Here is a 23,122-nt window from a genome sequence, read left to right on the forward strand (position 1 = left end):
TGTACCCAGCGCTTACACGGCAACAGCATTACCAAAAATCTTTCGGAATTTTTCAGGTACTTCTTTGCGGATAATAGTGGCCTTTTCAGAAAACGGATGAACAAACTCTATCGCCCCGGCATGAAGGTACAATCCCTTCCCCTTCAACAATAAGCCCGGTAAATGGTAAGTAGCATCTCCTAAAATTGGATTCCCCATCATATACAAGTGTTTTCTTAATTGATGCCGCCGACCTGTTTTTGGGTTCAATTTAACTAGGTTTAAATATTCGAATCTTGGGGAAGTAACGGTTTTTAAAACCTCATAATCCGTATGTGCTTCCTTGTCATCGATAGCGGTTCTTATTATACCTTTATTGCTCATTTTACCAATAGTGATGGCATAATAGGTCTTAACCACTTTCTTTTCTTCAAAAAGATTGCCTAGCCGCACAAGGCTAGAGCTTGTTTTGCCTACAACCAACAACCCTGTGGTAGGATAATCTAAGCGGTGTACGGGTTTCGGCGAAGTGGCATCCGGTTCGTGACTTGTACTTAAATTTTGCTCCAATGCATTTGCAACGGTCTTAAAACTGTTTCCACTGACCAAAACACCTGCAGGTTTGTTTATTACCGCCAAATATTCATCTTCAAAAACCACTTCTAGCGATAGATTTAATCTTTTTAAACCAGGTTTCTTGGAGGCTTCCATTAATTCTATACGCTCCCCTCCTTTTATAAACCACCCAGTGGAGGCTACCTTGCCATCTATTAGCACCAACTCTTTTTTTATAGCCTTTTTTAAAGATGATTTTGTAGGCAATGATTTAAAAACACCTACCCCATATTCCTGTATTCTTTGTGGTTGATCTTGTTTGGCCGCAATATGTGTTTCAATTATTTTCAGTTCCAAAAAATTAAGTTCCCGTATAACATCAATCTATATTAAACTTTACCATATAACAGCCCATAACCCCGTATACTGTTTAGCTCCAGAGAAATAATCCATACGCTTTTTCTTGAGAAAAGCCCCTGCTCAATAATCATTGACAGCTTTGGCAGTTTTTAAAAACGGTAATTCATTTATCTCCTTATAAATTTCCGCATCACATTATAGATATCTTCAGATATTCGAAATTTATACAAGACCGTTGAGTAAATCGCGACCATTAAAGCACTCTTCAGTACTATGTTCACTATTGGATGAAAAGGAAACTGCACATAATAAAACACCAGCCCCATTGCCGCCAATAAACAAAACACCTTAAAAGTACCTTTCGTAAAAGGAACCATATTAAATTTTGTCTTTACATAATACAGCTTAAGTGAATTGTAAATAAAAAAGGCCGAAAAACTGGCAATGGCCGCGCCATTTAAACCATAGGCAGGTATTAACCAGAGATTAAAACCTATGGCCATTAAGGCCAATAACACACCAAAAAACAAGATAGATCTATAATAATCAGAATTGTACAATATAGAATTGTTATTGCCCAATAGCGCATCGTACACTTTGGTAAGTCCGATCCAGAAGACAATAAGAAATCCGCCCGAATACCCTTGGGGGAGCAATTGAAAAAGATCGTTCAAGTTAAGAACGATCAATAAAAACAATAGACCCGCAATAATGAAAAGGGTCAGCGAACTTTTTTTATACAGATTTGAAAGGGCGCCTTTATCTCCCTTGTTTATATATTCCGCCGTCATCGGATAGGTAATCTGATGCATGGCACGGGATGGCACGGCAATGGTTATGGCAATAAACCCCGCAACACCATAATAAGCAACATTCTCGATAGGCAAATAATTGTTGAGCATAACCTTATCTACCTCCATTAAGACAATGGCCGTTGACCCTCCTAAAATAATAAGTCCACTATATTTTACTATATCCTTCCAATTCTTCGGAAGCTGAAATATTAATTTAGGCATATGCACGCGATAGGCATATATTTTCATGATCAGCGTACGAACAATATAGAAGCCCACCAATGCATTTATAAAAAAAGGAACATCGATTACATCTAACCACAGTAACGTTAGTAAAATAGTCTGCCCTACCCTACAAAACAGTTCTTTCATTAAATTTCCAAAAACGGATTTCATCCGTATTCTGGACCAGGCATAAAAAATCTCAAAGTAGGCCATTGCCATCCCCGTAAAAAAAATATGCCAAATATAATCTCTAACGATGGGGTTTTCTCTGGATAGGAATGCCCCAATTGCCTCATTGGCAAAATAGCTGATAAGGCCTACCGGCAAAATCAGTACTAAGGGCAATAACAACATCATGGTCAAAAAGCCCTCTTGCTCCCTACCCTCTGTAAAACTACTATAAAACTTAACCAAACTATTAGGAACCCCAAAGGCCAATAAAGGCATTAAAACCGCCGAAATGGATAAGACTACCTGTACCAACCCGTAAGTATCGGGGTGCATAAAGTGGGTATACAAAAACAACGTATTGATGGCACCGAGCGCAAAGCCAAAGTACGTAACTACAGTGTTGTTCAATGATTGCTTTAGTACAATTCCCATTTAAATATATTCTGCCAATTTTTTTGTTAGTTCCCTTCTAGAATATGTATTGATATTTACCGATGAAACCTGTAACGAATTCTCTTTATATTGCTTGAACCATTCTAAAATTACATTTTTAAGTTCAGAATGGTTATGGTAATCAAACACTTTTCCCGTTTCGGTATCGGCAACCATGGAGGCTACTTCCCAACCTTGTGGTCCTATACCCAAAATAGGACGTTGCGCTAACATATACTCGAATAATTTTCCTGGGATAATGCCCTTTGTTTCGTAAGAATCTATTTCGGCCAAAAGCAGTACCTGAGATCTTCGCTGATACTCCAAAGCCTTACTATGGGAAACATAGCCAACGACTTCAACAAAGTCTTTGAGGCCATTCGCATGAACAGAAGCCAATACATCTTCACCGACAATACCTATAAAATTTAATTTAAAAGCATTTTTAAATTCATTGTTCTCCTTTACCAATTGCCCCAACACTTTCCACAAATTAATAGGGTTACGACCGGTAAGCATAGATCCTATGTGCGAAATGGTAAAATTGTGGTCTAGTTGAACTTCATCAAGATCCTTAGGCTCAAACCCATTGGTAATAACTTTGATAGGTTTTGATGTAAGTTCCCCAAATTCTTCTTTTGTGGTCTTGCTGGTCACCAGAATCTTATCGGCCCTGTTCAATACCAAAGATTCTAACTGCTTGTGTTTTCTCTTTGAAGAACTGGTCAGTTTTAATTTCTTATGATAACCGATAGAAGTCCATGGGTCCCTAAAATCTGCGATCCATTGAACGTTTTTCTTTTCTCTCAACCCCAGACCGATAAGATGAAGGCTATGTGGCGGACCTGTTGTAATTATAGTCTCTATACGCTCTTTATCTATAATATCGGATAAAAAGCGAACGGAAGGTTTTACCCAAAATTTTCGCGCGTCCGGTATAAATATATTGCCCCTGACCCAGAGCATAAATTTTTCTAAAAGCGACTGATCTTTGTTTTTAATGACCCCAGAACTTATACGCTTTGTCTTTTTGCTCGAAAAAAAACTCGCTATCCCGTAAGGCTCTATAATAGGATGCTTATAAATACGTACCTGCTTAGGAACTTCATCTAAAAAAGTATCGTCGACCAGAGGGTAATGTGGATTTTCTGGAATATAAACTATGGGCTCTATACCGAAATCTGGAAGGTACTTTACAAACTTAAGCCAGCGCTGTACGCCCGGCCCTCCTGCCGGTGGCCAATAGTACGTAATGACCAGGACCCTTCTCATTAAGAATTATTCTCTTTCTTATTTCTATAAAAAGTAAATCCTACACCTCCAAGTAATACAAGTGCCAACAAAATAGTACTTGCCAAAGATATTTTACTTCCCTGTTCCACCACCTTGGGCTCAAACTTGAACTCAATGGTATGTTTCCCCTCGGGTACTCTCATGGCACGTAACACATAATCTACCTTAAAGTGGTCGGTTGGCGTACCGTCTATATAGGCATTCCATCCATGGGCGTAGTACATTTCTGAAAATACAGCTACCCCAGGGTTCGAATTGTTAGAACTGTACGTTAAATGATTGGGCTTGTAATCTGTAAGGGTAATGGATGCTGTTGAATCTACTTGATACTCAAATCTGTTAATACTGAACTTATTTGTGTTTACAACAGCGGTTACCTTGGTATCTATACTATCCAACGCCATTATTTCCTCATCAGCAGACCCTACTTGTTGAAGGTTTTTAACAAACCATGCATTTCCGTTCGCATTAGGATTCTGTATCGGAAACTTGTTTCCTTGCTCATCTTGCTGAACCACATATTTAACATTGAGCATATTAAATACGGACAAGTTTCCTTTGTAGACATGAAAATCGAAAAGGTCTTGCATCCCGGCAGGTTTTGCCGCATGGTAGCCAGTAATACTATTGTGAAAATAAGCAGTCTTGGCAGAATCGAAACCATCGGTTTGATCAAACACCCTATATACGCTAGTGTCCTTTAAAATTTGAGTGTCGGCCGCCGTTTTTTGAAAAGGTTCCAACATTCTTCTCTTAGACACAAAATTATCCTCATTTACATATCGGAGATTTACACCTACCAAATCAAAAACAAGCAAAGCCCCTATCACAATAACGGTTAGGTTCATTTTCAATTTCCCTTTTAGGTAAAACCATAATAAAAGAACCACTACCAATACATATCCTAAAGAACGAAACAGATCACTATTGTACACAGCCTTACGATCTAATTTAAGCATTTCTGGTAATTCCTCTAAACCGGTCATTCTTAATCGTTCATCCACCGGTCCGGTAAAGTCGAACATGCCTTTAAACACGAACAGAAGAACCCCCAAACCAAGAACCGTTGCCGCTGCATATTTTAAGGAAGTGATCTTATCTTTTACATCTACCTTTGAAGAAAAGATTTTCTTTAAGGCCAAAATTGCCAGAATAGGCATACACAACTCCAATATTACCTGAATTGAAGAAACGGCCCTAAACTTATCGTATAGAGGAAAATAGTCGATCATGAAATCGGTTAGGGCACTAAAGTTCTTGCCCCAAGACAATACCAACGATAATATGGTGCCGAACAACAACCACCACTTATGCTTTCCTTTTACCAAAAACAATCCTAAAAAGAACAAGAAAAACACAATAGCACCTACGTATGCAGGCCCAGAAACACCAGGTTGCTGCCCCCAATACAACGGAATACCACTTACAAAATCCAAAGCACTCGACCTTGGCAATCCTTTATCGATAAGGTATTTAAAGGATTTGGAGTCTTCACCAAGGTTCTCTTGGCTCGCACCACCAAAAAGTCTGGGAACAAATATGTTCAAAGACTCCGATATACCATAACTCCACTGGGTAATATAATCTTTGCTAAGTCCGCCTGTGTTGTCTTTCGGAGACCCATCTGGGTTAATGGTCAGCTCGCTCTTGCCCCGTGTACTCCAATCGGCATATTCTTTGGTCGCCATTAGCCCCGTAGCGTTCGCCGCGATACCCAACACAACTGCACAGACCAAAATACCTACCGAAACAAAAAAATGCTTTAATTCTTTCCTCTTAATCGCATCTATTAGATATACGACACCAAGAACCAACACCAAGAGCATAAAGTAATAGGTCATTTGGTAGTGGTTCGCAACAATCTCCAAGGCCATTGCCAATGCGGTCACCAAGAACCCCCAGAGATATTTTTTTCTGAACACCATCACAATACCGGCCAATAAAATGGGCAGGTAACCCAGGGCATGCGCCTTGGCATTGTGCCCCGCCCCTATAATAATGATCAGGTATGTAGAAAAACCAAAGGCCAATGCCCCTACAATGGCCAGCTTATAATCTACTTTAAGACTACATAAAAGGATATAAAAACCGATTAAATAGAGAAAAAGATAATCTGCCGGCCTAGGCAAAAACCTAATTAGACGATCTAATTTTTTGATATAATTATGTGGGTAGTTGGCACCTAGCTGATAAGTGGGCATGCCACCAAAAGCACTGTTTGTCCAATAAGGTTCAGCGTCGTTTTTTTTCCTGAAATCATTTTGCTCCTTGGCCATGCCCGTATATTGGGCAATATCGTGCTGATATATAACCTTACCCTGAAGAACAGGGTGAAAATAGGCCAATGCGGCAACGATAAAAAATACGGTTACAAAAAAATGGGTGAAAAAGAATTTTAGACCTTTCTTCATGTTCCGAGTAGTAGTTAGTTACGCAAATATAACTAGTCTAACTCTTCAAAATCTATATACTCGCCAACTTTTTCGGAATCGGTCTTTTTTCTATTCGATTTCTTGTCTATAATTACATCCCCGACCTTCTCTTCAGACCTGGATCGCTGTTGTTCAAAACCATCAAATGCTTGTCTAAAATGAGATTCTGTTTTCTTGGCGGCGTAGTTCAATATTTTTGGAGCAAATAACCTTGCTAAAATTTTAAGCAAATAATACACCAAAAGAATAATCAGTATTGTTTTTAAAAATGCCATTTATTTTAGTTTGATATATATCAAAAATACAATTATCACGTTGTATTACTAGATTCAAAGTATTAAAATAATTATAAAGTCGTTTCAATGGGAAGGCCCTTTATTATCAAAAGAATCAATTTTCAACTTTTATTGGTACTGTTTTTACCATTATTATCTATTGGTCAGTATACAGACGTCATTAATTCTAACAGGCCCGGATTATCGGTAAGTGCCTACGCAGTGGGCAAAAATGTGATCCAGGCAGAGATGGGCCTCTTCTACGAACAAAGTGACCACAGCCTCTTAAACACACAATCAGACATCTGGGGGACCAATTTCTCTTTACGTTATGGTCTGTTGTTCGAACAGCTAGAACTTAATTACGAAGGAACGTTTCAAAACCAGAACATTCTTTATGAGAATTTTAATTTAGAAGCAAAAAGAACCGATTTCACCAGAAATCGTCTTGGATTGAAATTTTTAATATACGATCCTTTTAAAAACCCTGAAAGAAACAAACCCAACTTGTACAGCTGGCGTGCCAACCACAAATTTCAGTTAAAAAATCTATTACCCGCCATATCCTTATACGCAGGTGCAAACTTTGTACTTGGCGACAACCCATACTATTTAGACGAACCAACCATATCACCAAGGGTCATGATCGCCACACAAAGTAGGCTGACACCAAGGTTCGTAATGATTACCAATACGTCTTATGACCGAATCGGGACCGAATATCCTGAATTAAGCTACATAATATCACTGTCCCATGCCTTTCGCAATCCGAAGTGGAGTACTTTTATAGAGCACCAAGGCATCAAAAGTGACCGCTATTCCGATTTACTGTTACGAGGCGGTGTCGCATACCTATTGAACGAAACATTACAGTTCGACGTAAGTTTGGGAGCTAGTTTCAAGGACACTCCATCGCGTGTGTTCGTAGGATTGGGAGGTTCTTATCGTTTCGATTTTCATAAAGACAGCCTAGTACCCATAGAGGATCAGTCTGCAGATGAAAACGGCGGGGCCATAGAAAAGAACGCCATGAAAAAAGAGAAGAAAAAAAGAAAAAAACAAGGTAGTGGCGCCGAAGATATAGACTTGGGACCTTCAAAAAAACAATTGCGGAAACTTAAAAAGGCACAAAAGAAAAAGAAGAAAGACGAAAGTGAAATAGATTTTTAAACCTTTTTAAAGGAAGTAATTTATTTCCTTAAGATTTTTAGGTGTTGTTTAATATCCCTAATATTGACACCTATAAATTGCGCCCATGATTACAATAAAAAAGGTTACATCGCAAACCGAACTGAAAAAGTTCGTAACCTTTCCCTTTTCTTTATACAAAGACTCTAAATATTGGGTCCCTCCCATCATTAAAGATGAACTAGAAACTTTTGACAAGACCAAAAACCCTGTCTTCAAAAACGCGGACGCGTGGTTTTTCTTGGCCTATAAAAACGGACAAATAGTTGGTAGGGTCGCTGCCATCATCAACAGGCTCGAAGTTGAAAAACAAGGTTTAAAAAAAATGCGTTTTGGGTGGTTCGATTTTATAGACGACCAAGAAGTTTCTAAAGCTTTATTACAAAAAGTAGCCGAAATTGGCACCAAGAATAATTTGGAATACATGGAAGGCCCCGTAGGTTTTTCCAATTTGGACAAAGTAGGTGTTCTTATAGAGGGTTTTGACCATATTGGTACCATGATCACATGGTATAATTACCCTTACTACAAGACCCATTATGAAAACATGGGTTTTGTAAAGGAAAAAGAGTATATGGAAAACAAGTTTCCTGCAAGTAATGCGGACCCCGCTCTTTTCACCAAATTAAACGATTTAATAAAAAGACGATACGGACTTAAAGAGGTTAACTTTACCAGCACCAAAGAGGTAATGCCAATGGCAGATGAGATGTTCGACCTTTTTAACGAAACATACTCTAAACTATCTTCTTTTGTTCCTATCACCGAAGTTCAAAAAAACTATTTTAAGAAAAAATACATCAGCTTTATAAATCCGGAATACATAAAGTTCATAAAGGACAAAGAAGATAAACTAATAGCATTCGCCATTGTAATGCCTTCTTTTTCCGAAGCACTGCAAAAGGCAAAGGGCAAACTATTCCCCTTCGGCATATTCCATTTATTAAAGGCCAAGAAAAACAGCAAAGACGTTATTTTTTATTTGATAGGTATTCATCCCGATTATCAAAACAAAGGGGTAACCGCTATAATATTCAATGAATATTACAAGACATTTAAGGAGAAAGGAATTAAAATGTGTTATAGAACCCCCGAATTGGAAGAGAATGTAGCCATAAAACAAATGTGGAAACATTTTGACCCCGTTATATATAAAAGACGGCGGACATACAAAAAGAGTCTTTAGACCAAAAAAGGCCAAACTTTATAAAGTTTGGCCTTTTTTGTAATCGGTAATCTATACTTTATTCTCCCATCGCAGCGGCAACGGCAGCCGATAATCTTTTATAGGTTCCATTGTTCAATCGCTCTCTAATAGCAGAAAACGCATCCAATGTTTCACTAATATCTTCCATTGTATGTGTTGCGGTAGGTATTAACCTTAACAAAATCATTCCTTTTGGAATTACCGGATATACCACTATAGAACAGAAAATTCCATAATTCTCACGCAAATCCTTCACCAAAGCCATAGCTTCAGGAATACTTCCGTTAAGATATACAGGAGTTACACAGGTATTTGTACTTCCAATATCAAAACCTCTGTCTTTAAGTCCGTTTTGAAGTGCGTTTACGTTCTCCCAAAGCTTTGCTTTCAATTCTGGTCGATTGCGCAACATATCCAAACGTTTCAAAGCTCCCTTTACATATACCATAGGAAGTGATTTTGCAAACATTTGCGAACGCAAGTTGTATTTTAGGTAGTCGATAATTTCTTGATCAGCAGCTACAAAGGCCCCGATACCCGCCATTGATTTTGCAAAAGTCGCCAGATACACATCTATATCGTCTTGTACGCCTTGCTCTTCTCCGGTACCGGCTCCTGTTTTTCCCAAAGTTCCAAAACCATGGGCATCATCAACCAAAAGCCTAAAATTAAATTTCTTTTTAAGCTCCACAATTTCTTTTAGGATACCTTGTTCACCACGCATTCCGAATACACCTTCGGATATGACCAAAATTCCACCTCCGGTCTGCTCTGCCATTTTAGTGGCACGCTCCAAGTTTTTCTCTAAGCTATCAACGTCATTATGAATAAAAGTAAATCTCTTACCCATGTGCAATCTTACACCATCAATTATACAGGCGTGGCAATCCACATCGTAAACAATGATATCGTCTTTTGTCACCAAAGCATCTATGACGGACATAAACCCTTGGTATCCAAAATTCAATAAATAAGAAGCGTCTTTTTGGGCAAAATCTGCCAATTCACGCTCCAATTGCTCATGAAAATCGGTATGGCCACTCATCATTCTGGCCCCCATTGGGTATGCTGCACCATGCTCGGCAGCCGCCTCACCATCTACCTTTTTTATCTCCGGCAGGTTTGCAAGACCTAAATAATCATTTATACTCCAAGTAATAACGTCTTTCCCTTGAAATTTCATCCTGTTCGAAATTGGACCTTCCAATTTTGGAAATACGAAATAACCTTCTGCTTGTGAGGCCCATTTCCCTAACGGACCTTTGTTCTCTATGATTCTTTCAAATAAGTCTCTCATCGCCTAAATTTGGTTCTGCCTGCAAAAGTAAAAATTTTTAAGAAGCATTCATAAATAATTGCACACAGAAAAGCGGGCTTTAAGCCCGCTTTAATAATTATTATCTTAAACTCTTTATTTTATATACTGTATTTCTTGGGTTTCCTCCACGGGATTAGACTCCAAGAACCCTTGATCTTCCATCCATTGGTCACTGTATATTTTACTCATATACCTAGAACCATGGTCAGGAAAAATGGCCACTACCTTACTGTTCTCATCAAAGGTATTCAACTCGTTCAATTGCTTCATGGCCTGCATGGCAGCCCCACTGGTATAACCAACAAAAAGACCTTCTGTTCTAGCAATCTCTCTTGCCGTATGGGCACTTTCTGCATCGGTTACCTTTATAAACTCGTCTATGATCTCAAAATCTGTAGCCGTAGGTATTAGATTTTTACCCAAACCTTCTATTCTGTATGGATATATCTCATTCGCATCGATACTACCGGTCTCATGATACTTTTTAAGAATAGACCCGTACGCATCTACACCTATAACCTTGATGTTAGGGTTTTGCTCTTTCAGAAACCTTGCTGTTCCTGAAATTGTTCCTCCAGTACCGCTACAAGCCACCAAATGGGTAATCTGACCTGCAGTCTGTTCCCATATTTCAGGTCCTGTAGACCTATAATGCGCATCAATATTCAACTTATTGAAATATTGATTTATATAAATAGAATTTTTGGTCTCCTCATGTATGCGCTTTGCTACTTGATAATAAGACCTTGGGTCGTCTGCACTTACGTGTGCCGGGCAAACGTATACCTGTGCGCCCATAGACCTCAACATGTCTATTTTATCTTTTGAAGATTTAGAACTAACCGCTAAAATACAATCGTATCCTTTTATAATACTGACCATTGCAATACTAAAACCAGTATTACCCGATGTAGTTTCTATAATTGTACTTCCTTCTTTAAGTATTCCTGCTCGTTCAGCTTCTTCTATGATATGAATAGCTATACGGTCTTTGGATGAATGCCCAGGATTAAACGCTTCTACTTTCGCGTAAAAATCACCTTTAAAATCTTTAGTAATCCTATTAAGTTTTACCAGCGGTGTTTTCCCAATTAATTCTAAGATATTGTTATGAGCCTTTATCTTATTTTCCATAAGGGGGATATGTTTTTTCTATTCGGCAAACTTTTTTTATTTGCCAAAATTCCGGTACAAATCTACTATTTTTTTTCTACAGTAATATTTTTCTCTCTAAATCTAATAAAAAAGCATACTCTTTTGCTGTCTCCCGTAAAGCTTCGAACCTTCCCGAAGCCCCACCATGACCCGCTTCCATATTAATATGAAACAATAAAATATTTTCATCCGTTTTTAGATCTCTTAGCTTTGCTACCCACTTTGCAGGCTCAAAATATTGTACTTGAGAGTCATGTAGCCCTGTTGTTACCAGCATATTTGGATAATCTTGGGGCTTTACATTGTCGTAGGGAGAATACGATTTCATATACTCATAATATTCTAATTGGTTCGGGTTTCCCCATTCATCATATTCTCCGGTAGTTAGGGGAATAGAATCGTCTAACATGGTAGTTACAACATCTACAAAAGGAACCGTCGCAATAATTCCGTTATAAAGCTCCGGTGCCATGTTGGCTATCGCCCCCATGAGCAATCCGCCAGCAGAACCTCCCATTGCATATAAGTGATCAGGACTGGTCATTTCTTCAGAAATAAGAAACTTAGAACAGTCTATAAAATCGGTAAAAGTGTTTTTCTTTTTCAACAATTTTCCGTCCTCATACCATGGGCGACCTAAATACTCACCACCACGTATATGGGCAATGGCATAGGCAAACCCTCTATCTAGCAGGCTCAACCTTACGGTAGAAAAATATGGATCTATGGTATAACCGTAAGATCCGTAGGCATATTGAAGCACAGGTGTTTCTTTTGAAAGTGGAAAATTCTTATGATGCACAATGGAAATAGGAATTTTTACCCCATCGGCTGCAATTGCCCATATTCGTTTTTCCACATAATTCTCTTTCTTAAAAGTTCCCCCAAGAACTTCTTGTTCCTTTTTAACCTCTTTCTCTTTCGTTGCCATATTAAAATCTATGACAGAGCTTGGGGTCGTTAACGAATTGTAGGAATACCTAAGCAGTTCCGTATCAAAATCAGGATTGTTTCCTACGTAAGCAGTATATGTTTCACTATTAAAAGGTAGGTAATACGCATCGGCACCGTCCCAACGGACAATTTTTATTCGGTTTAACCCATTTTTACGTTCAGAAAGCACATAATAGTCCTTAAAAATTTCAATATCGTTCAACAACACATCTTCCCTATGCCCAATAAACTCTTGCCAATGCTCAGCATCGGTATTCTCCTCACCTACCTTCATCAATTTAAAATTGGTGGCGCCATCTTTATTCGTTAAGATATAGAAAGAATCATCGTAATGGGCAATAGAATATTCCAACCCCCGCTTTCTTGGCGAAAAGACCTTAAAGCCCGCTTCCGGATTATCCAATGACATGATCTGAAACTCAGATGTAAGGGTACTATGCGAACCTATTACAATATATTTTTTCGATTTTGTCTTGTATACAAAAGTGCTAAAGGTTTCATCCTCTTCATGAAACACCAGTTCATCATCATCTACCGAAGTACCCAGAACGTGTTTATAAATTTTATCTGACCGCAAGGTAACCGGATCCTTTTTTGTGTAATAGAAAGTTTTGTTATCGTTGGTCCACACACCACCACCAGTAGTGTTTTCTATCTTATCATCGTAAATTTCCCCGGTCTCCAAATTCTTCACCCGTAGAACATATTGTCTACGAGACACCGTATCTACACCAAATACCGCCAATTTATTATCTGGACTAACAGATATACCCCCCAGGCTAAAATAATCGTGCCCCTTGGCCATCTCGTTACAATCGAAAATTGTTTCTTCCTCTGCATCCAAACTACCCTTAAACCTCGTGTATATAGGATATTCTTTTCCGGTTTCGTACCTTGTCTTGTACCAGTAGCCATTTAGCTTATAGGGAACGGAAGAATCATCTTCTTTGATTCTCCCCTTCATTTCTTTAAAAAGAACATCCTGAAATGCTTTGGTGTGAGAGGTCATTTGATCATAATACTCATTCTCGCTCTTTAAATAAGAGATGACTTCAGGGTCTTCCCTATCGTTCAACCAGTAATAATCGTCTAGTCTTACATCATTATGCGCAACCAATTGTTTGGTTATCTTTTTAGCCCTCGGAGCTTTTATTTTGTTCATTTAAATCTAGATAATGTTATAACAAGCAAATGCAAAAATAAAACTAAATACCGGGAGCCTATAGCGTGCAACGAATTCATTTTGATCTTAAATGGGTATCCGGCCAATTTACTACTTTTACACCCTAAACACATAAATTTATCAACTATGTTCGGAGATATGATGGGAATGATGGGTAAACTTAAAGAGACCCAACAAAAAGTAGAAGCCACAAAAAAAAGAATGGATACCGTTATGCTCGAAGAAAAAAATTCTGACGGCTCGTTAACGGTCACTATTACGGCTAATAGAGAAATAAAGAAAATCGAAATTGCCGATAGCCTTTTAGAGGACAAAGAACAATTGGAAGATTATTTAATACTCACCATAAACAAGGCTATAGAACAAGCTAGCAAGGTTAACGAAGCAGAGCTTGCCGCGGTTGCAAAAGAGGGCATGCCCAATATTCCGGGAATGGATTCGTTATTTAAGTAACAAAGGTCGTTACCATTAAAAATAACAGAACAATGAAAAAAGCGATACTACTTTTATTTCTACCATGCATATTAATGGCGCAAGAAATAAAGGCGCAGCCAAGCAACATGGATTGGCAGTATAATTTGGACACCGCTATTGAAAAGGCCAAAGAACAAGATAAAAAGGTATTGGTATATTTCACAGGAAGCGATTGGTGCGCCCCTTGCAAAATGCTAAAAAAAGACCTTTTTGAAACTTCGGAATTCAAGGATGTTTCCGATAATTATATTTGGGTCTATATAGATATGCCTCGAAATCAGGATTTGCTAACCTCTGATCAATTATCATACAATAAACAAATAGTGTCCAAACTCAATAAACGAAAAGTATTTCCCTTGTTTCAAGTTTTAAACAAAAAGGGAAAGGTACTGGACGAATATTCTGGTTATGCAATGAACGGTGATATTAGATATCACATGCAGCTTCTTAAAAAGTACTTATAAAAAAAGGCTTTCCGTATCGGAAAGCCTTTTTTATCTTGGGAACTATTGGGGGAACTTTGTTAGGGCAAATTCTGCTTACTGATTTATTAATCTAAACTCTGTTCTTCTGTTAACGGAATGTTCCCTTTCTGTACAAGAAACTCCTTCTTTACATCTATTTTTAATTCTTGTCTCTCCATAACCGTTGGCAACCAAAAGACTAGAATTTACACCCTTACTTATCAAATAATCGGCTACCGCCTTGGCTCTTCTTTCAGATAAATCTTGGTTAAAAGAAGCATTACCTCTTACATCCGTATGAGAAGCGATCTCTAATTTAGCTCCAGGATTTTGTTTTAAAACAGGCATTAAACGAGTATCAATGATTGTTTTTGCCTCTGTAGTCAAGGTTGCACTTCCTAAGTTCCAATTAATAGGTAACGCTTGGTACTCTACTAAAGCACACTCAACTTCTCTCCAAGTGGTAAGTCCTCCTTTTTCTTTCAATACCTCTTTGGTAATAGTTTTTGTTACCGCAGGTACAATTTCTTCAACAGTATAGGCATCTTTATCCAAAACCGTTTTTGTAATGGTCTCATATTCCGCTGGAATAATTTCCTCTACTACTTTAGCTGGCTCTAACAATACTCTTTTGGTGTAAGAACCATTTTTTGGGGCAATAGGGGTTTTGATCGTAGATGCTTCAGAAGCTATAACCTCTGTTTCTACGTTCATGAATTCTGCAGGATACCCTTTGTAACACCAGTACCTACAATCGTCCGGATTTCCCGACTCACAATCAGGCGCAGGCGCACCTAACTCCCATTGGGCATATGCCGGCTTAATTTCAATTGTTTCAGAGCTTGGCTTGAAAGAAGAAGGAACTATCTTTAAAGTGTTTGCACCTTCTTTAGATACATACGTTACCGTCTCTGTACCCCACTTGGCAGGAACTACGGTCAACTTTTTACCTTCTTCCTTTACCAGAACACGTTCTGTTACAGTTTTGTAAGTTGCAGGCACAGTCTTTAAGACCTTATAGGCCGGTTTAACTGTTACCGTTACGGTTTCGTTAACATAAACATCCGGAGTCGTACAACGAACATAACATTTTCCCGGTTCGGGATCGGTAGGTAAATCTTGCGCCATTGCAACAGACGCGGAAATAAATGTGAAAAGAAATAATACTTTTTTCATAATGGCTGATCTTTAATTAATCATTAGTGTTTATAATCTATAAGAAACAGACATTTCCTATTGGTCACATTTTTTTTAAGATTTTTTTTAGAAAGGTAAAATATGCCCTAAAAAATATTAATTGATTATCTTTAAAAGAAAGATGGGCTTATGATAGAGGTAAGTAAAATTAACAATGACCATTATCGATTCACTGTTAAATCCGAAACGGGACAAACGTTATTGGAGAGTATTCCTTTTGAAGACAAAGAGACCTTAGACACCACTTTAAAGAGGTTAAAAACAAGCGCCACCTTAAAACGTTTTGAACGTAAAACAAATTTCGAAGGTAAATTTCTTTTTAACCTTAAAAATGAACAAGGTCGTATTATAGGTAACAGTGGCCTGTACACTTCTGAGGCAGGAATGGAAAATGGAATTAAAAACCTAAAGAAGATTCTTGGCCAGACAAAAGAAATCGAATTATAATTTTCTGACGACTTCCATGAACTGATTATGCATATCATCGGTATAGTCTAAATGGGTCACCATTCTCAACTTACCTTGCCCCATACTTATAATATGTATATCCTCTTCCTCCAACTTAGACGTAAATTCAGAACTGGGCATATAATTCTCGTCAATTTCAAAAATGACAATATTCGTCTCTACGGGCTCTACTTTTTTAATATAACTTAGACCTATAAGCGCCACCCCTATTTCCTTTGCCCTTAAGTGGTCTTCGGCCAACCTTTCTATATGGTTGTCCAAGGCATAGATACCTGCCGCCGCCAAGAACCCGGACTGCCTCATACCCCCGCCAAGAATTTTTCGAATTCTAAGGGCATCATGAATTGTTTTGGCATCCCCTACCAAAACAGAACCCACGGGACACCCTAATCCTTTACTGAGACATACACTTATGGTATCAAAAATTGCTCCGTACTGCTCCGGTGTTTCGTTTTTTGCCACCAAGGCGTTCCATAAGCGAGCGCCATCCAAATGGTATGCCAAGCCATGTTTTTTACATACACCTGCTATTTTTTTTAGCTCTTCAAAATCCCAACAGGCCCCACCCCCTTTGTTCGTGGTATTTTCAATACACACAAGAGAGGTTAACGGACTATGGTAAAAATCGGGAGGATTGATCGCCTCTTCCACTTGATCTGCGGTTATCATTCCACGATTACCGTCTACCAATCTACAAGATACTCCACTATTAAAGCTTGCCCCTCCCCCTTCATAATTGAACACATGGGCATATTTATCACAAATAAGCTGTTCGCCGGGTTGGGTATGTAATTTAATCGCCGTTTGATTGGTCATGGTACCACTTGGAAAAAACAACGCAGCTTCCTTTCCGAACAATTTGGCCGTTTTTTCTTCCAACTTATTTACCGAAGGATCGTTCTTAAATACATCATCGCCAACTTCTGCATGCATCATAGCATCCAACATACCTGGCGTAGGTTTTGTAACCGTATCGCTGATCAAATTTATTTTCATATTATAACGAAGATCAAATTTTAGTGAAAGCAATCCATTCCTATAGGTGAACCGTCCGGGATTTTCGGAGAGGGAACCACCTTAAATGTTTCTGGATGCTTGTAGAAATTATTTATTCTTCGGGCTATTTCACCCTTTATTGGGTCTTTTATAGCTTCTTGGGCCACAGAAAGACTTAATTTTTGAAGATATTGGTTGGCGATGGCATTTACCTGAGGGTGTACCTTATCGCTAGCAGCAAGATTCATTATATGGAACAATACCCTAAAATTGATATTTTGTTGCACCTCGTTCTTGTACGGGTCTTTATGCTTTTTATCAAAAGTATTGGATACCACTTCTTGCAACACCTCTGACAATCCAATATTATTTGGATCCAAGGCTTTTTGTTGAATTAACCTAGAGGCCCTTTCTGGATGTAAAAGTAATCCTAAGGTCATATCTGCAGCAGTTTCTGGGGCAGATAATGCATCGAAGGCGACTCCTGTTTTTCCTTTTAAAGACTCTCTTGTTCTACCATACCCAATGGCTCTTGGAGGAAAAAGTGAAAGCTTCTCTTTTGGTATCGCAATTTCTTCAGCGTCCAAGGTCAATAATATTGCCTTTAACGCCTGTTCCTGACTTTTTTTATCTACGGGAGCAACGGTCAATTGTCCGTCCCCTTTTACCGTATAATTATAGTCCAAACCACCAACTACCTTGGTAGCCGCTTCTGTTTGGTACCTGTGGAAAAAATATAAAGGAGCAAATACATCTTCCAATACAGAATTTGGTTCGTTGGTTTTAATATTATCGATAGAAAAATTGGAAATGGCCGTTTTTCTAATATCCAACATAGACTTTAGTTCGTCACTGATAGATTTTCCATTGTCCCATAAATGGGCATAGGCATGCGCCCCTCCCATTGGTCTTGCATCTTGGTCCGAAATATACCTTAAGCCTTTGGCCGTGGCGTCTTCCAAAATTTTGTTCAAAGCCTTACGTTCATCCGTTCCCTCCGGAAAAACACTATAGGCGTACGCCACCGTTACCTTGTCCCATTCTCCGATACCAGTGTCATATGCATTAGAATAATCTATTTCTCCATTTTTTAACGAAAATTGAGGATGTGGATAATCCATCACAGAGGCCCTATTGTTGGTGCTAGCGGCAAAGTTATGCGCAAAACCCAAGGTGTGTCCGATCTCATGTGCCGATAACTGACGGATGCGCGCCAGTGCCAAATCTAACATTGGCTTGTAATTATCGTCCCGTTCTGCGAAAGGTTTGTTCATTAAGGCCTGTGCTATTAGAAAGTCTTGACGAATTCGCAGACTACCTAAACTGACATGTCCTTTTATTATTTCACCTGTTCTGGGGTCGGCCACACTGGCCCCATAACTCCACCCCCTTGTAGACCTATGTACCCATTGAATAACGTTGTACCTAATATCTAAGGGGTCGGCATCATCGGGCAACATCTTTACCTGAAACGCATTTTTAAAACCTATGGCCTCAAAAGCTTGGTTCCACCATCTACCACCATCCAACAAGGCAGACCTTACAGGTTCTGGCGTACCATTGTCCAAATAATAAACGATGGGCTCCACCGCCTCACTAACCTCTTGATCAGGATTTTTTTTCTCTAAACGATGACGTGGTATAAACCTTTTTACCAACGATTCTTCTACAGGTGTCGCATAATCATAATAAGAAAAAGGATATGCCCCAGACCTAGGATCAAAAGCCCGTTTTTTAAATCCGTTATCGGGCAGTTCTATAAAAGAATAATGCTGGGCCACCGTTATTAGACCCGGAGTAGGTACCACACTTCTCACATAACTTCCTTTAGGGGTTCCTTTAAAGGTCATGGTAACATCGAACTCTATATTTTTTGGAAAAGCTTTGGTCCTGTCCAAGGCAATGGCACTTTTCGCTTTGTCCAAAGAATAATTACCTTGATCGCTACGCTGCAACCTGGCAGATACACCATGTGTGTCTTGCATTAAAAAATTGGTAATATCAATTACATAAACACCATTTTTTTGTTCCGTGATAGGAAAGCCGAACAAAATGGACTTTGCAAAGGCTTGCTCTACAGATTTTCTCTCCAGTTCATTATCGGTTAATGCCCTAAATTTCAAATTAGGTTGAACCAACAGAAGTTTGTTTCCGGCCTTTCTAAAGAATACAACGCGCTCGTTACCCAATTGCCCCCTATCTAGGCCAATATCATTACTTCCTATTCCACTACTTAAAGAGGACACATAAAGAAATTCTTTTTCGAGGTCTTTTACCTCTAAAAATATTTTATCGTTGCCTTCATCATAATAGAAGTCAAAAAATCCTTCATACTTTTTAAAATTTTTCTTCTTTTCAGAAAACTGTGCAGAAACAAAGGTTGCACATAAAAAGGCAAGGATCAAAAACAGTGGTTGGGCTTTTTTCATGGTCATAATTAGTTTGAGCATTAAAAATATGCAAATTCTAGTTAATACATTTTATAGGAACCCTAGCAAAATCCAAAAACGAGATTTTAACAAAAAATCATTCTTTTATTATTGAAAATAAAATATTTACAAGCAATTAATATGAAAATACCATATGTTTTTAAAAGAATAAAAATTACCTTTTATGAAAACTATATTGTATGACAAACATCAAAAATCAAATTTTTTCTTCTTACCAAAAAAATTCCGATTTATATGATGAAATATATGATAGCGAAGGAAAAATAAAACCTGTTTATAAAAAATTGTTCGATATTTATGGAGGTCATTCCATTCAAGATTATGTAAATCTTAATTCAAAGGCCAAATCCTCTTTTTTTAACCAGGGCATAACGTTTCAAGTTTATGGGGAAGACAATGTACAAGAAAAGATTTTCCCTTTTGACCTTTTTCCCCGCATCATAGATTCCGATGAATGGGAAATCATAGAAAAAGGTTCGATACAAAGAAGCAAGGCCTTAAATTTATTTTTATGGGACATTTACCACGAAAAGAACATTCTTCGTGAAAATATTGTTCCCCTAGACCTTATTACTTCTTCCGCAAACTACCTCGACCAAATGAATGGCGTAAATCCTCCCGGGGGGATTTACAACCATATTTCAGGAATCGATATCATTAAACATAAAGACGGTAAATATTATGTTTTAGAGGATAATATAAGATGTCCTTCGGGCGTGAGCTATGTAATATGTAACAGAACAGCCCTTAAAAGGGCCCTTTTTGGGGTGTTCAATCATTATAAAACACACACGGTTACAAATTATGCCGAAAACCTATTGGATTTATTGGAATCGGTAAAACCTAAAGGAGTAGATGTACCTAATTGCGTAGTTATTACACCAGGTATGTTCAATTCCGCCTTTTATGAACATTCTTATTTAGCAAAGACCATGGGTGTAGAACTGGTGGAAGGCAGAGACCTTTTTGTTGAAAACGATTTCGTTTATATGAAAACAATAAAAGGGCCAGAAAAAGTAGATGTCATATATCGTCGTATCGACGATATTTTTTTAGACCCTTTAGAGTTTAGGCCAGATTCGGCTTTGGGGGTCCCTGGACTCTTCGCTGCGTATAAAAAAGGCAATGTAACCCTAGCAAATGCTCCAGGCACAGGTGTAGCGGATGATAAGGCGGTATATACGTATATGCCAGAGATCATAAAATATTATTTAGGGGAAGAACCTATTTTAAACAATGTACACACCTACCATTGCAGTAGACCGTCAGAATTGGAATATGTTTTGGAAAATATAAAAGACCTGGTCATTAAACCCGTTGACGAGGCCGGTGGTTACGGTATTTCTATTGGCGATCGTCTAACCCAAAAAGAAATAGAACAGGTTAGAAAACAAATAAAGGAGCACCCAAGAAAATATGTCGCCCAACCCATCATGTCCTTATCCGTACACCCTACCTATATAGACAAAAGCGAATCTTTTGAACAGCGCCATGTAGATTTGAGAACCTTTACCATTTTGGGAAAAGACAAAGAATTTGTACTAAAAGGTGGATTGACAAGGGTTGCTCTCGAAAAAGGAAATTTAATAGTAAACTCGTCGCAAGGAGGCGGATCCAAAGATACTTGGGTACTAAAAAAACAATAAACATATGCTAGCAAGAGTAGCCAATAATCTTTTCTGGATGGGTCGTTATATTGAGCGTTCCGAACATATAGCGCGGTATATGAACGTAAACTATTTTTCCTCGTTAGATGCCCCGAACCAAGTATCACAAAATCGCCAGTTCGTATTAAGGTCTATGTTGTTCATGGTAGGAGCTCCGGAACAAGACCCAAACAAAATATTAAAGGAAGAGGATGTTCTATTTAAAATAGGACTTGATCCGAATTTTGAGTTTTCAATTTTGAACAATGTAAAACAGGCCAGGGAAAATGCCAATAGTGCCCGAGATTTAATTTCAACAGAACTTTACGAGGCCATCAATAAATTTTACCACTTTGTTTTGAAGTACCCCAAAGAAATCTTCGTTAAAAGTGGATTGTACGATTTTACCATCAATGTTTCTGAAATGAGTGCCATTTTAAGGGGTAAAATAAGGGGAACCCTTCTGCACGATTCCATTTATGCCATTATTTTGATGGGCGTTAATATCGAAAGGGCCACCCAGGTTACCCGTATGATAAACACAAAATACAACGATGCCCTATTGACCCAAGGAAACCATGATATAATGTTCAGCAAAAGTGCGGAATGGGCCACCTTGCTAAAGTGTGCGGAGTCATATGACATGATGCGTAGATTCTATAAAAAAACACCCACCAGTATTTCTACTTTAGAGTTTTTAATCTTAAACCCGAACTGTCCAAGATCTGTAATGAACGCCCTTAACCAAGTCTACAAAAATGTGAAAATTTTAAACCCAGAAAAAAGGTACAATAAAAACTCCACCGCTTTTTTAATTGGAAGAGTACGAGCAGAATATCAATACAAATATATTGAGGAAATAGAACAAGATATTAAATCCTTTATTGAAAATATACTCAAAAGTCTTGATGATATAAGCAATAAGATAAATGAAGAGTTCTTTAATTATTAGAGATTTTAAATAATGTATTTTTACAACAATAATGAAGAAAGTTTATGTCGAAAGAATATACGGTTACCTATATAGCTGAAAATACATATGAAAATTGGGTGGATAATGCTTTTTGGCAATTTTTGATTATTCCCGAAGAGAATGAAACGCAAGATTTGGTTTCCATCGATTTTTCAAATTCCATACACGCGATAAACCAGTTTTCCATTAATGGCTATGGTTTCAATACTATAAGGCTACATAGTCGGAAAAAATTCAAACAAATATCTTTTGAAGCTACCTTTAAACTGCTAAAATCCTTTCAAGAACCAACACATTTACTATCTAGCCCAACAATGGAAGATTATTATGATTTGGCTTCCTCTATCGATTTCAAAGTAGATTTTGAAAAATATTTAAGAGCTACCCGGCTTACTTCTATCCCCCATTCAAAAGCAGATCTTTTTCAATTTGACCCAAATCTGTCCATTTATGAAAATCTGATGTCCCTGAACAATTGGGTCTACATCTACATACATTATACGACCGGGGTCACAGATGTACATACCACCCTTGATGAAATCATCGAAAAAAGACGAGGGGTATGCCAAGATTTTACACATTTATTCTGTGCAATATCAAAACAAAACGGAATACCCGCCAGGTATGTTTCTGGTTATTTAAATCATGAAAGTGGTTTTTTTGGAGATTCTCAAATGCACGCATGGGCCGAAACATATATTCCTACTTTAGGGTGGATCGGGTTTGACCCTACAAACAATATTCTTGCCAACAAAAACCATATTAAGGTTTGTCACGGAAAGGACTATGATGATTGCTCCCCTCTTAAAGGAGTTATATACACTCAGGGATCCAATAAAACTTCGCATTCCGTAACGGTAGTAGGCCAACAAAAGGCAGTACAACAATAAAACAGATATCACAATTCCTATTTGGTAAAAAAGAATACTATTT

The 23,122-nt window shown here is 38.1% G+C and carries 19 protein-coding genes; 8 read left to right on the plus strand and 11 right to left on the minus strand.

The window, feature by feature from the left end; all coding sequences use genetic code 11:
- Positions 1–12 precede the first annotated feature (12 nt).
- From J8L85_RS13765 to J8L85_RS13785, 5 genes are all read right to left on the minus strand, one after another.
- Positions 13–891: an RluA family pseudouridine synthase gene (locus J8L85_RS13765; RefSeq protein WP_348771757.1), complete on the minus strand. Its 879-nt coding sequence runs from the start codon at positions 889–891 to the stop codon at positions 13–15.
- Between the two features lie 170 nt (positions 892–1,061).
- Entirely contained in the window at positions 1,062–2,516 is a 1,455-nt protein-coding gene (locus J8L85_RS13770; protein WP_211018098.1) for a polysaccharide biosynthesis C-terminal domain-containing protein, read from the minus strand.
- Positions 2,517–3,788 carry a glycosyltransferase family 4 protein gene (locus J8L85_RS13775; protein ID WP_211018099.1) on the minus strand — a complete coding sequence of 424 codons (1,272 nt, stop codon included), beginning with the start codon at positions 3,786–3,788 and terminating at the stop codon, positions 2,517–2,519.
- Positions 3,788–6,220 (minus strand): YfhO family protein, encoded by a 2,433-nt coding sequence (locus tag J8L85_RS13780; RefSeq protein ID WP_211018100.1) that lies wholly within the window; start codon positions 6,218–6,220, stop codon positions 3,788–3,790. The genes J8L85_RS13775 and J8L85_RS13780 overlap by 1 nt, the downstream gene beginning before the upstream one ends.
- A gap of 32 nt (positions 6,221–6,252) precedes the next feature.
- Positions 6,253–6,516 (minus strand): DUF4834 family protein, encoded by a 264-nt coding sequence (locus J8L85_RS13785; protein ID WP_211018101.1) that lies wholly within the window; start codon positions 6,514–6,516, stop codon positions 6,253–6,255.
- A gap of 87 nt (positions 6,517–6,603) precedes the next feature.
- On the opposite strand from J8L85_RS13785, the gene J8L85_RS13790 reads away from it, so the two are divergent.
- Positions 6,604–7,686, plus strand: coding sequence for a transporter (locus tag J8L85_RS13790; protein WP_211018102.1), 1,083 nt, complete (start codon positions 6,604–6,606; stop codon positions 7,684–7,686).
- Positions 7,687–7,771: 85 nt separating this feature from the next.
- Positions 7,772–8,890 carry a GTP cyclohydrolase gene (locus J8L85_RS13795; protein ID WP_211018103.1) on the plus strand — a complete coding sequence of 373 codons (1,119 nt, stop codon included), beginning with the start codon at positions 7,772–7,774 and terminating at the stop codon, positions 8,888–8,890.
- A 58-nt stretch (positions 8,891–8,948) separates the two neighbouring features.
- On the opposite strand, the gene J8L85_RS13800 is transcribed toward J8L85_RS13795, so the two are convergent.
- The 3 genes from J8L85_RS13800 to J8L85_RS13810 all read right to left on the minus strand — a co-directional run bounded on the left by J8L85_RS13800 (position 8,949) and on the right by J8L85_RS13810 (position 13,500).
- Positions 8,949–10,208, minus strand: coding sequence for an aminotransferase class I/II-fold pyridoxal phosphate-dependent enzyme (locus J8L85_RS13800; protein WP_211018104.1), 1,260 nt, complete (start codon positions 10,206–10,208; stop codon positions 8,949–8,951).
- 114 nt (positions 10,209–10,322) lie between these two features.
- Entirely contained in the window at positions 10,323–11,363 is a 1,041-nt protein-coding gene (locus J8L85_RS13805) for a cysteine synthase family protein (RefSeq protein WP_211018105.1), read from the minus strand.
- A 76-nt stretch (positions 11,364–11,439) separates the two neighbouring features.
- Positions 11,440–13,500 (minus strand): S9 family peptidase, encoded by a 2,061-nt coding sequence (locus tag J8L85_RS13810; RefSeq protein WP_211018106.1) that lies wholly within the window; start codon positions 13,498–13,500, stop codon positions 11,440–11,442.
- Between the two features lie 147 nt (positions 13,501–13,647).
- Between J8L85_RS13810 and J8L85_RS13815 the strand changes: the two genes are divergently transcribed.
- Together J8L85_RS13815 and J8L85_RS13820 are read left to right on the plus strand one after the other, a co-directional pair.
- Positions 13,648–13,974, plus strand: a complete 327-nt coding sequence (locus J8L85_RS13815) for a YbaB/EbfC family nucleoid-associated protein (RefSeq protein ID WP_211018107.1) — start codon at positions 13,648–13,650, stop codon at positions 13,972–13,974.
- Positions 13,975–14,006: 32 nt separating this feature from the next.
- The gene (locus J8L85_RS13820; RefSeq protein WP_211018108.1) at positions 14,007–14,459 is read left to right on the plus strand and encodes a thioredoxin family protein; all 453 of its coding nucleotides are present in this window, start codon (positions 14,007–14,009) and stop codon (positions 14,457–14,459) included.
- A 75-nt stretch (positions 14,460–14,534) separates the two neighbouring features.
- On the opposite strand, the gene J8L85_RS13825 is transcribed toward J8L85_RS13820, so the two are convergent.
- Positions 14,535–15,635 carry an OmpA family protein gene (locus tag J8L85_RS13825; RefSeq protein ID WP_211018109.1) on the minus strand — a complete coding sequence of 367 codons (1,101 nt, stop codon included), beginning with the start codon at positions 15,633–15,635 and terminating at the stop codon, positions 14,535–14,537.
- Positions 15,636–15,785: 150 nt separating this feature from the next.
- Between J8L85_RS13825 and J8L85_RS13830 the strand changes: the two genes are divergently transcribed.
- Entirely contained in the window at positions 15,786–16,103 is a 318-nt protein-coding gene (locus tag J8L85_RS13830; protein ID WP_211018110.1) for a YegP family protein, read from the plus strand.
- Here the strand turns inward: J8L85_RS13830 and J8L85_RS13835 are convergent.
- Together J8L85_RS13835 and J8L85_RS13840 are read right to left on the minus strand one after the other, a co-directional pair.
- Complete coding sequence (locus tag J8L85_RS13835; protein WP_211018112.1) at positions 16,098–17,120, minus strand: GntG family PLP-dependent aldolase; 1,023 nt, start codon at positions 17,118–17,120, stop codon at positions 16,098–16,100. The genes J8L85_RS13830 and J8L85_RS13835 overlap by 6 nt on opposite strands.
- A gap of 20 nt (positions 17,121–17,140) precedes the next feature.
- Entirely contained in the window at positions 17,141–19,549 is a 2,409-nt protein-coding gene (locus tag J8L85_RS13840) for a zinc-dependent metalloprotease (protein WP_211018308.1), read from the minus strand.
- A gap of 200 nt (positions 19,550–19,749) precedes the next feature.
- On the opposite strand from J8L85_RS13840, the gene J8L85_RS13845 reads away from it, so the two are divergent.
- From J8L85_RS13845 to J8L85_RS13855, 3 genes are read left to right on the plus strand one after another with little or no spacing between them, the layout of a single operon-like run.
- Positions 19,750–21,216, plus strand: coding sequence for a circularly permuted type 2 ATP-grasp protein (locus J8L85_RS13845; protein WP_211018114.1), 1,467 nt, complete (start codon positions 19,750–19,752; stop codon positions 21,214–21,216).
- A 4-nt stretch (positions 21,217–21,220) separates the two neighbouring features.
- Positions 21,221–22,168, plus strand: a complete 948-nt coding sequence (locus J8L85_RS13850; protein ID WP_211018116.1) for an alpha-E domain-containing protein — start codon at positions 21,221–21,223, stop codon at positions 22,166–22,168.
- Positions 22,169–22,212: 44 nt separating this feature from the next.
- A complete protein-coding gene (locus J8L85_RS13855; RefSeq protein WP_211018118.1) occupies positions 22,213–23,079 on the plus strand; it encodes a transglutaminase family protein in 867 nt (288 codons plus the stop codon).
- Positions 23,080–23,122: the final 43 nt, after the last annotated feature.

Source organism: Maribacter sp. MMG018 (assembly GCF_018100785.1).
Classification (GTDB): Bacteria; Bacteroidota; Bacteroidia; order Flavobacteriales; family Flavobacteriaceae; genus Maribacter.